The following is a 9,233-nucleotide window of genomic DNA, read 5'->3' on the forward strand; positions in this document are numbered from 1 at the left end:
CCCGAAAATTTGCGGTGGAAGTCACATTAGGGCTGGACTGTCAGGATATGCGGCCGAACTGACAGCAGCGCTGGTTGGCGCCGATGTGGGTCTCCCAACCGCCCATCTCGACGATCACGCGGCTTATATCGGATCCTGGCTCGCCATTTTGCGCAAGGATAATCGCGCATTGCTGACGGCGGCTGCGCGAGCGGAGGAAGCCGCCGGATTTCTGCTGCGGGCAACCGATCTCGCTTGCGAGGATGATCTGGACGAGCAGGCGGCTGCTTGATCTCTCCATGTCGCCGATTGCACCATATCCATATATCCGCTATCGTGGATATATGGATAACGAATCTGTCATCGTCGCGTTGGGCGCGCTTGCCCAAGCCACGCGCCTCGACGCCTTCCGCCTTCTGGTGCGTCACGAACCCGAAGGCCTTCCCGCCGGCGAGGTCGCCAAGGCGCTGGATGTCCCGCAGAACACGATGTCGGTGCATTTGGCGACCCTGGCGCGTGCCGGCCTGGTCACATCCGAGCGGCGTAGCCGGATCATCAACTACCGCGCCGATCTCGATGCGCTCCGCTCCGTGATGCTGTTCCTCGTCAAGGACTGCTGTGGTGGCCGGGCCGAGCTCTGCCATCCACTTGCGGATGAACTGCTTGCCTGTCGTGCTGCCTGAAAGGACATCAACATGACGGATCGCCTGTTGAACGTACTGTTTCTTTGCACGGGCAATTCCGCCCGTTCCATCATGGCCGAGGCGATCCTCAGCCGTGAAGGGCTAGGCCGTTTCAAATCGTTCAGCGCCGGCAGCCAGCCCAAGGGCGAGGTCCATCCGTTCACCATTCATCTCTTGGAGAAGCTGAACTACGACGCAAGCCGGTTCCGCTCGAAGAGTTGGGAAGAGTTTTCCGGCCCCGATGCGCCGTCCTTGGATTTCGTGTTTACGGTCTGCGACAATGCCGCCAACGAGCTTTGCCCGGTTTGGCCGGGGCAGCCGCTGACCGCCAATTGGGGGGTGCCCGATCCGGCCGCTATCGAGGACAGCGAAACGGTGCAGCACGCGGCCTTCTTCGATACTTACAGGATGCTGTTCAATCGCATCTCGCTGTTCACCAACCTGCCGTTCGAAGGCCTCGACAAGATGAGTCTACAGAACCGGCTGAACCGGATCGGCAAGGAACAGGGCCGCGCCGACCTCCCAAGCGAAAAGGCGCCGGGTGCATGAGCAATGCCGCAATCGATATCGTCATCTATCACAATCCCGAGTGTGGGACGTCGCGCAACACGCTGGCGATGATCCGCAACGCCGGGATCGAGCCGCATGTGATCGAATATCTCAAGACGCCGCCCAACCGCCCGCGCCTGGTTTCGCTCATCGCCCGCATGGGCATCAGCGCACGCCAGTTGCTCCGCGAGAAGGGCACGCCCTTCGCCGAGCTGGGTCTTGCCGATCCGACGCTCAGCGATGACCAGCTCATTGATGCGATGATCGAGCATCCGATCCTCATCAACCGGCCAATCGTTGTGTCGCCGCTCGGCGTGAAACTCTGCCGTCCATCGGAAGAGGTGCTCGATCTTCTCCCGTCCGCCCAGCGCGGGGCTTTCACCAAGGAAGATGGCGAGCAGGTCATCGACGCCGCCGGCAAGAGGATCGGGGCGTGAACGCGACCGTCGCGGCGCGACCCAAGCCGGCGATCAACAGCTTCGAACGCTATTTGAGCGTCTGGGTGGCGCTCTGCATCGCTGTCGGCATCGCGCTTGGCTATTCGCTGCCGAATCTGTTCGCAGCCATCGCATCGGCCGAGATCGCGCGCGTGAACCTGGTCGTGGCTGTGCTGATCTGGCTGATGATCGTCCCCATGCTGCTCAAGATCGACCTCGGCGCGTTGGGGTCGGTTCGCCAACACTGGAAGGGCGTCGGCGTCACCCTCTTCATCAACTGGGCGGTGAAGCCCTTTTCAATGGCGCTGCTCGGCACGCTGTTCCTGGGATGGCTCTTCCGCCCGTTGCTGCCGCAGGGCGAGATCAACGCCTATATCGCCGGGCTCATCCTGCTCGCCGCGGCCCCCTGCACGGCGATGGTGTTCGTCTGGTCGAACCTGTGCGACGGCGAGCCGACCTATACGCTGAGCCAGGTGGCGCTCAACGACGTGATCATGGTCTTCGCCTTCGCGCCGCTGGTCGGACTGCTGCTCGGGGTCGCCTCGATCACGGTGCCCTGGGCCACGCTGCTCATCTCGGTCCTGCTCTATATCGTCGTGCCCGTCATCGTCGCGCAGGTCATCCGTCGGGCGCTGCTATCGTCAGGCGGGCAACCGGCGCTCGATCGGCTGCTGGCGACGCTCGGGCCGCTGTCGCTGGTTGCGCTGCTGACGACGCTCGTCCTCCTGTTCGGCTTCCAAGGCCCGGCGATCCTGGCTCATCCGCTGGTCATCGCACTGATTGCCATTCCCATCCTCATCCAGGTCTACTTCAATGCGGGCCTGGCTTATTGGCTCAGCCGGCGCTTCGGCGTGGCCTGGTGCGTCGCCGCTCCGGCCGCGCTGATCGGCGCGTCCAATTTCTTCGAGCTTGCGGTTGCAGCCGCCATCAGCCTGTTCGGCCTCAATTCCGGGGCCGCGCTCGCGACTGTCGTGGGCGTTCTGGTCGAGGTGCCGGTAATGCTGTCTGTCGTCAGCATCGTGAAGAAGACGCGGCCCTGGTACGAGCAACGTGTTCCTGCATGATCGCTACACTGCTGGATCCCAGGTCGCTTTCCGACCTGATGGCGGAGCTGAGCGCGGCGGGTCTGCCTGCCAGTGATCTCGCCGAGGCGGGACGCCGCTTCTTTCGGTTCGAGGATGATGTTGGCATTGTCGGTTATGGCGGGATCGAAGGCGACGGCTCCGACCGCCTGCTGCGCTCGCTGGTCGTGAAGGCCGATCGGCGCGGATGCGGATTGGGCGGTGCCATTCTCACTTCGGTCGAATGCGTTGCAGCTGATGAGGGCGCGACTAGCCTGTACCTGCTCACCACGACCGCCGAGCCTTTCTTTCGCCGTCACGGCTATGAAACAGCCGAACGGACCGACGTTCCTGCCGTCATCGCGCGATCGGCCGAGTTCCGATCGCTATGCCCGGCGAGCGCCGCCCTTTTGTATAAATGGATTGCCTGATGTCGCGTCTTCGTATCCTTCCCGAACCCGATCACATGCCCGCGCTGGACCGTGCAATGATCCGGCTCGATCTCGCCGCCGGGCTCGGCGCGCTCGAGCCGAAACCTCGCATCCTCCTCCTCTACGGCTCGCTGCGCGAGCGGTCGTTCAGTCGTTTCGCGGTCGAGGAAGCGGCCCGGCTGCTCATCCTCTTCGGCGCCGAAGTGCGGATCTTCGATCCGGCCGATCTCCCGCTCCCCGACCAGATCAAGGACGATGATCACCCGGCGGTGCATGAGCTTCGCGAGCATGCGCTCTGGTCCGAAGGCATGGTCTGGTGCAGCCCCGAACGGCACGGCCAGATCACCGGCATCATGAAAGCGCAGATCGACCATTTGCCGCTCGAATTCGGCGGCATGCGTCCGACCCAGGGCCGGACCCTGGCCGTCATGCAGGTTTCGGGCGGATCGCAGTCGTTCAACGCGGTCAACACGTTGCGGCTGCTCGGGCGGTGGATGCGCATGTTCACCATCCCCAACCAGTCGAGCATCGCGATGGCGTTCAAGGAGTTCGACGAGGACGGCCGTCTCAGAGCCTCAAGCTATTATGACCGGATCGTCGACGTCATGGAGGAGCTGGTGCGCTTCACGGTGCTGACACGTAGCCATGCCGATCAACTCGTGGACCGCTATTCGGAACGCAAGGCGGCAGCCGCCAAGCGCGACGCGGCCCAAGATCTGGCCTCACGGTCGACGGCCTGACGGCCCGGCGCTTGCGATGCGACGCGCTTTCATGCCGTCCTGTGCGTATCGGGAGATCGGGTTGCGGGTGCCCTTCTTAAGGTCCTCCGCGCCATGAATGCCTGACGCGACAGGGCCTTCGCGCCTTTCGCCAGAGGATGCGGCACATGGGCCACCGCGCTGGCGGCGGCAACCCGAACGCTCCGGCCGTGTTGGCGCGCCGAGGCGCGCCTGCCCGCACCACCCGGACCTTATCGGGTTCCCCTTGGGCGTTGCCCGGCGGTGCCGCCGCCGCTTTTTCGATGGCCCGGAGGGTGCGCATCCGGCGGGAAGGCCGCCGGCCCTGCGACACGGAAAGGCAATCCCTCATGACCAGCTCCCTTTCAGCAGTGCTCCAAGCACTCGAACTCGGCCATCTCGACCTGGCGGGCGACCAACGCTCGATAGAAGCGCCGCCGCCGGCAGAGGCGCTCGAACAGACCGTCAGCGCCATCTGGAGCGATCTCTTCGCGCTCTTCCCCTTCACCGCGCTCGAACGCGACATCGAGGATCTGGGCTGGGGTTTCGTCAATCTCTTCCACCGCGCGGCCGCCAAGAAGCATCAGCTGATCGACCGCCTGACCGACGAGATCCGGCTCCTGCTCGCCGAGCAGGACGGGTCGGAGATCGCGACCGCCGACCTCGAGGACAAGATCGATCTCGCCCGCAAGGTCGAGCAGTCCGCCCAGGCCTATGAGGGGATGCGCGACACCGCGGCGCGCCACTATCTGCACGAGACCGGCCGCTCCTGGGTGCCCGCGACCGGCAACCGCATCTCGCTCGGCACGACCGCTGCGATCGTCGATGGCCGGGCCTATTTGCAGGCGCGGCGCGAGCGGGTGCGCGATGCCAATATGGTCCATGGCACGCCCGTGGTCTTCGCCGGCGGGCGCCTTCGCTTCGCCAGCGACGACGAGGCCAAGCAGTTTGCCGACAATCTGCTGCGGACCCTCAAGGCCGTGCGCGAACGTGTGGGCGACATGTATCTCGTCCATGGCGGCGACATGAAGGGCATCGAGCGTCTTGCAGCATCCTGGGCCGAGCAGAACGGCATCCAGCAGCTGCGGTTCGGCCTTGATCGCAAGCTTGGCGATCGTGCCGGCTTCCGGCGCAACGAGCAGATGCTCTCGGTCAAGCCGCGCTACGTCATCGCCTTCCAGGGCAACGGCGTCACCGAAAGACTGGTGATCGAGGCCAAGGCGCGCGGCATCCATGTCGTCGATCGCCGCGGACCGCTCGGAACGCCGCCGGCGGCGTTATCCCGCGGCTGACCGCCGTGCCGGCCGCTTCGGCGGCCGGCTTTTCTCAATCTCGCGGATTCCGGTGCCGGAGGGGAGGGGGCGGGGCGGATGCGTCCCTTGTTCCCTTCGGAGGTTCCGCATCATGTTCATGCCCGATCGCGCCAGTGCGTGCGTGCTCCTTGCATTCCGCGCTGTGCATGGCCGCCACTGGAAGGCGAAGCTCCTGTCGTTATGGTCGACGGGCCGCGATGTGGACGAAGCCGATGGCGCTTACTTACGACATCTGCGCAACCAGGCCGGTCCTTCCTGGCTCCGCCAGCTGACGCCGCGCCGCTGGCGCGCGGTCGAAAGATTGGCGGCGCCCGGCGACCCGGTGCTTGCAGCGGTTTTTCTCGATCGTGCGCGCGAATTTCATCGCGGCGCGCAGATTGGCGCGCCTATTGCGCCCGCGCCGGCACTGCACTTGCTCGCGATCTCCTGCGAACTGGGTTTGAAGGCGCATCTTTTGGGTCATGGCTGGACGGACGATGCGCTGGCCCGCGATCTCCGTCATGACCTTGTCCGCGCCCTCGACGAGGCGTGGCAGCTAGGCCTGCCGGCGCCCGGTCGTCCCCTGGCCGATTTCATCAAGAGCCTCGGCCCGGCCTATGCCGTGCATCGGATCGACGCGCTGGTGGCAGGTGGCTATGCCTGCGACATCGGCGCCGTGCTTGGCGAGACCACGCAGCTCCTCGATGCCGTGGCGGCCTGCCTGAGCCCAGCCATGCCAGGCGCCGCCACCTTGCCCACCTCCTCTTCCCCCTCCGCGTGATCGTGCAACGGACGTCGTGTCGAGCCCGCGAGTGGCCATGCGAAGGATCTACAATCCCGTCCTGCGGCTCAAGGGACGGGCAGATAAGGCGCGCGCGTAAGGTCCGCGAGATGCCGGACCGGCGAGCTCAGCAAAGCCGGCAATATCGGCGGTTTCGATGGGTGGGCTCCGGTCATGGCCCAAGCGACGCACCGTCCTTCTCCTCATCTGACCCCTAAGCCGGCCGTCCGACCCATCCAACCCGCGAGCCATCGGGCCGAGTTGCCGTGTGCCACGGCTGCCCGCACCACCCCTTGTCCCGGGGTTCCCCGGCGCTGCGCTGTCGGTGGATTGGCCGTCCTGTCCGCCTTGGCCGGGGATCAGTCGAAGGGACGGTCCCTTGGACCCATATCGAAGGAACCCAAGCCATGCAGAACCTCGTCATCCTCGCCGGCAATGTCGGTGGCACGCCGGAAACCCGCACCACCCAGGGCGGCACCCGCATCACCCATTTCAGCCTCGCCACCTCGCGCCCGAAGCGCGACAGCAACGGCAAGATCCTGCGCGACGACAACAATCGCCGCCTCGAGGACACCGAATGGCACCGGATCACCTGCTTCAACGGCGTCGGCAAGACGGTCGAGCAATATGTCGACAAGGGCATGAAGGTCATGGTCCGGGGCCGTATCCACTACACCCGCTGGACCGACAGCGAGAATATCGAACGCTACGGCGTCGAGATCATCGCCGACGAGGTGACCTTCCTCACCCGCGCCAAGTCGAACGAGAATAGCGGCGGCGGCAACGAGCCCGAGGACGATGAAATCCCGTTCTGAGGTCGGACAGGGCGGCCCGGCGGCATCGCCGCCGGGCCTCTTATCCTGTTCAGGCGCGGCATGGTCCCAAGCGGATCAGCGGGATCGGCATCGCCCCTTGGCATAGCGCTCCCAGCGCAGCACGGTGCCGGTAGCGATCATCGCGCAGCTGAGATCGCCGATGCCGGGCGCGTTGCACCAGGCGCCGGTCCGGTTGCCCTTGGCTTCGCCGGTCGAGACGCAGCGCATGGTGGAGCCAGCCACGCGAATATGCCCGGTGGATGTCTGGCCGCGCGGTCCGCCAAGCAGGCGCACCAACGCATCGCGGGCGGCCGGGCCACTTGCTCTTGGACAGGGCTGGCCGGGGCGGCAGCTGTTGTCGATCTCGCGCGCGGCAATGCCGGCGAGCCGCACATGGGCGCCCTCGCGGCACCAGATCGGGCCATCGCCATCCCAGACGCGCGTCGGTGTGCAGGCGAAAGTCTGACCATTGGGGACCACGGCGGCGGCGAGCAGGAGCGGGAACAGCATCCGGCGGGGCTAACCGACAAGCGGCCGCCTGTCATCCGGACCCCGCTGGATGGGGCGGCAGGCAGGGCAAGGGGCGGGGCGCGACATCGGCGGGGACCTGGCCTCCTGGCCGGCGGGTTCGCCCGCTCTCAATCGGCGCGATCCTTGGTCCACCCGGTGACCTTTTGCGATCAACCCGCAAGGGGTCCGGTCGCTTCGCTACGGCTTTTTGGGCCTCCAGCCAAAAAAGTGATCGCGGCCACCGGCCGGACACATCGGGCGCCTGTCGAGCGGGACGAACCCGCCGGCGCGCAAAGGAGCCTCGACATGTTCACCGACATCGCAATCGCTCGCCGCCACGCTTTCAGCCTCTCGCGCAGCCTCATGATGGTCACCTTCGTCATCGCGATCGGGCAGCATTACGGGGTCATCACCGCCGAAGACGCCGACGGCAGCGTCGCCATCGTCACCGAATTCGATCCCTTTGCCTGACGGCTCGTCCGGGAGCCGCTCGGCTCCCGGTTATTCCCCTCGCTTCGATCGCGGCTTGCGCCGAAGACGGGCAACGGCTCGATGACCTCGCTGCACTCATCGATGAGGGCGGCCCCTTTTCCGTGGAGGGAAAGGGTGTCGCGAGCCTGCTGGCGGAATTTCGGCACCAGAAAGGGCTGCCCACGATGCTCGCCCATGGCCAGGCGAAGCTGACAGTCGAACGGACCAGTCGATGGGCCACCATCTTTCGTGTGATCGCGATCCGGGCACGGTAGGCTGATCGTTCGACGCTCGTGATCGAAGAGAGCGAGGCGGCGGAGAGGCTTCAGCAGCTCCGTAAGGTATCGCAGAAATCGTGCTCTGCTCTTGGCAATCTGCGACGGGCGGTTGCCGTCTGAAAGTCGGATTTCTCTGCATCTATGCGCTGAGAATGGCGGCTCCGGCGCGGCCGGACCGGGCTCTAGGCTTCGCCCTGAGCCTTGTGCCAAGTCTCAGCCCATTCGGGTGACGATCCCTGCCGTGGCTGCTCGCACTTTCAACCCTGCGCGCAAACGATGGCCCGGCCGGTCGCGCCGCGCGCTGGAGGGCAGTTGGCCAGGCCCGCGCGCAGGTGCTCATCGTGCAGCAATATGTGCCAGAGACGGTCATGGCCGCGCGCCGCGAGATAATAGGCCGCGCCGTCGCAGCCGACCATGCGGCATCGGGCCTGCCGGTCGATGAGGCTGGCGCCTGCTCCATGGAGCCCGATCAGGGCATCGACATCCTCGCGCATCAACCCGCCGCAGCGGCGGCATTGCGATCGGACGAGGATCTGGCGCAGCCGCATCGCCTGGAGTGACGTGGTCCAGGCCGGGGCAAGGCGGAAGAGAGTGGCGCTGCTCGTCATGACGGGCAGAGGATAGCGCCGGGCTCTCCGCGGAGCCAGAGGATCAGGACACCGCGATCATCTCTTCGCGATCCCGCCCGCCAAGACCTTCCTCCTGTCGGCTCGCCTGGCCGGCGCGCGCGCCCGCGCAAGCCCGCTCCGCGCGCTTCTCCACTGCCGTTGCGACCCTGCGGGTGCTCGGCCGCGCTCTGCCGCCGGCCCTTGGCACGCCTGTCGGAAGGCCCCGGCGGGCGGGGCCGGACAGATCAGGAGCGTTCTCATGTCCCAATCCTCCCCGAATGCGATGAGCCAGGCCGAGCGGATCGCCCGCGTCGCCGAACTCAATGACGCGCTTCGCCGGTCCATCCATAGCCCGGGCCGCAACCAGATCGTGATGACCGCCGGCGTTGCGGCGCTGATCGGCGAGGTCGCCCTGTTCCGCGGCTTTCGCCGCCGCGCGGAGATCCTCCGGATCGTGCGCGACTATGACAGCTTCACGCCCGACAACGATCCGATCGGCGAGCATGATTTCGGCCGCTTCGAGTTCGAGGATGCGATCCTCTACTGGAAGATCGACTTGTATGATCCGGGCCTTGTCAAGGTCGCATTGAACGGTTCCTTC

General features: G+C 65.7%; 15 protein-coding genes. 13 read left to right on the forward strand and 2 right to left on the reverse strand.

What is annotated here, in order from left to right; translation table 11 throughout:
- The 10 genes from ET21_RS25945 to ET21_RS0114535 all read left to right on the forward strand — a co-directional run.
- The coding region (locus ET21_RS25945; protein ID WP_037471052.1) for a zincin-like metallopeptidase domain-containing protein at nt 1–271 on the forward strand (271 nt) is incomplete at its 5' end.
- A 52-nt stretch (nt 272–323) separates the two neighbouring features.
- On the forward strand, nt 324–662 hold the full coding sequence (locus ET21_RS0114495) for a helix-turn-helix transcriptional regulator (RefSeq protein ID WP_013849891.1): 339 nt from the start codon (nt 324–326) through the stop codon (nt 660–662).
- Nucleotides 663–674: 12 nt separating this feature from the next.
- Entirely contained in the window at nt 675–1,211 is a 537-nt protein-coding gene (locus ET21_RS0114500; protein ID WP_030540253.1) for an arsenate reductase ArsC, read from the forward strand.
- Entirely contained in the window at nt 1,208–1,648 is a 441-nt protein-coding gene (arsC, locus tag ET21_RS0114505; protein ID WP_007688073.1) for an arsenate reductase (glutaredoxin), read from the forward strand. Before ET21_RS0114500 ends, arsC begins: the two co-directional genes overlap by 4 nt.
- Entirely contained in the window at nt 1,645–2,712 is a 1,068-nt protein-coding gene (gene arsB, locus ET21_RS0114510) for an ACR3 family arsenite efflux transporter (RefSeq protein WP_030540254.1), read from the forward strand. Before arsC ends, arsB begins: the two co-directional genes overlap by 4 nt.
- A complete protein-coding gene (gene arsN2 / locus ET21_RS0114515) occupies nt 2,709–3,140 on the forward strand; it encodes an arsenic resistance N-acetyltransferase ArsN2 (protein ID WP_030540255.1) in 432 nt (143 codons plus the stop codon). Before arsB ends, arsN2 begins: the two co-directional genes overlap by 4 nt.
- Nucleotides 3,140–3,880 carry an arsenical resistance protein ArsH gene (gene arsH / locus ET21_RS0114520; protein WP_030540256.1) on the forward strand — a complete coding sequence of 247 codons (741 nt, stop codon included), beginning with the start codon at nt 3,140–3,142 and terminating at the stop codon, nt 3,878–3,880. The genes arsN2 and arsH overlap by 1 nt, the downstream gene beginning before the upstream one ends.
- Nucleotides 3,881–4,227: 347 nt before the next feature.
- Nucleotides 4,228–5,169 carry a DUF2493 domain-containing protein gene (locus ET21_RS0114525; RefSeq protein ID WP_030540257.1) on the forward strand — a complete coding sequence of 314 codons (942 nt, stop codon included), beginning with the start codon at nt 4,228–4,230 and terminating at the stop codon, nt 5,167–5,169.
- 112 nt (nt 5,170–5,281) lie between these two features.
- The gene (locus ET21_RS0114530) at nt 5,282–5,950 is read left to right on the forward strand and encodes a hypothetical protein (protein WP_030540258.1); all 669 of its coding nucleotides are present in this window, start codon (nt 5,282–5,284) and stop codon (nt 5,948–5,950) included.
- Between the two features lie 407 nt (nt 5,951–6,357).
- Entirely contained in the window at nt 6,358–6,765 is a 408-nt protein-coding gene (locus ET21_RS0114535; RefSeq protein WP_007688067.1) for a single-stranded DNA-binding protein, read from the forward strand.
- A 75-nt stretch (nt 6,766–6,840) separates the two neighbouring features.
- On the opposite strand, the gene ET21_RS0114540 is transcribed toward ET21_RS0114535, so the two are convergent.
- Entirely contained in the window at nt 6,841–7,275 is a 435-nt protein-coding gene (locus ET21_RS0114540; RefSeq protein ID WP_030540259.1) for a thermonuclease family protein, read from the reverse strand.
- A 306-nt stretch (nt 7,276–7,581) separates the two neighbouring features.
- Between ET21_RS0114540 and ET21_RS25950 the strand changes: the two genes are divergently transcribed.
- Nucleotides 7,582–7,746, forward strand: coding sequence for a hypothetical protein (locus ET21_RS25950; protein WP_007688065.1), 165 nt, complete (start codon nt 7,582–7,584; stop codon nt 7,744–7,746).
- A gap of 122 nt (nt 7,747–7,868) precedes the next feature.
- A complete protein-coding gene (locus tag ET21_RS28530; RefSeq protein ID WP_237751569.1) occupies nt 7,869–8,021 on the forward strand; it encodes a hypothetical protein in 153 nt (50 codons plus the stop codon).
- A 260-nt stretch (nt 8,022–8,281) separates the two neighbouring features.
- Here the strand turns inward: ET21_RS28530 and ET21_RS28205 are convergent, their stop codons facing one another.
- Nucleotides 8,282–8,632, reverse strand: a complete 351-nt coding sequence (locus ET21_RS28205; RefSeq protein WP_030540260.1) for a hypothetical protein — start codon at nt 8,630–8,632, stop codon at nt 8,282–8,284.
- Nucleotides 8,633–8,891: 259 nt separating this feature from the next.
- Here ET21_RS28205 and ET21_RS0114565 point away from each other — a divergent pair.
- Nucleotides 8,892–9,233: DUF3768 domain-containing protein (locus ET21_RS0114565; RefSeq protein ID WP_193378978.1), on the forward strand; the 342-nt coding region annotated here is incomplete at its 3' end.

The organism is Sphingobium sp. DC-2 (assembly GCF_000722555.1).
Taxonomy (GTDB): domain Bacteria; phylum Pseudomonadota; class Alphaproteobacteria; order Sphingomonadales; family Sphingomonadaceae; genus Sphingobium; species Sphingobium quisquiliarum.

Excerpts from the sequence above, each read along its gene's own strand:
- ET21_RS0114495 (WP_013849891.1), top strand. The coding sequence starts at position 324 with ATGGATAACGAATCTGTCATCGTCGCGTTGGGCGCGCTTGCCCAAGCC.
- ET21_RS0114500 (WP_030540253.1), top strand. The coding sequence starts at position 675 with ATGACGGATCGCCTGTTGAACGTACTGTTTCTTTGCACGGGCAATTCC.
- arsC (WP_007688073.1), top strand. The coding sequence starts at position 1,208 with ATGAGCAATGCCGCAATCGATATCGTCATCTATCACAATCCCGAGTGT.
- arsN2 (WP_030540255.1), top strand. The coding sequence starts at position 2,709 with ATGATCGCTACACTGCTGGATCCCAGGTCGCTTTCCGACCTGATGGCG.
- arsH (WP_030540256.1), top strand. The coding sequence starts at position 3,140 with ATGTCGCGTCTTCGTATCCTTCCCGAACCCGATCACATGCCCGCGCTG.
- ET21_RS0114525 (WP_030540257.1), top strand. The coding sequence starts at position 4,228 with ATGACCAGCTCCCTTTCAGCAGTGCTCCAAGCACTCGAACTCGGCCAT.
- ET21_RS0114530 (WP_030540258.1), top strand. The coding sequence starts at position 5,282 with ATGTTCATGCCCGATCGCGCCAGTGCGTGCGTGCTCCTTGCATTCCGC.
- ET21_RS0114535 (WP_007688067.1), top strand. The coding sequence starts at position 6,358 with ATGCAGAACCTCGTCATCCTCGCCGGCAATGTCGGTGGCACGCCGGAA.
- ET21_RS0114540 (WP_030540259.1), bottom strand. The coding sequence starts at position 7,275 with ATGCTGTTCCCGCTCCTGCTCGCCGCCGCCGTGGTCCCCAATGGTCAG.
- ET21_RS25950 (WP_007688065.1), top strand. The coding sequence starts at position 7,582 with ATGTTCACCGACATCGCAATCGCTCGCCGCCACGCTTTCAGCCTCTCG.
- ET21_RS28205 (WP_030540260.1), bottom strand. The coding sequence starts at position 8,632 with ATGACGAGCAGCGCCACTCTCTTCCGCCTTGCCCCGGCCTGGACCACG.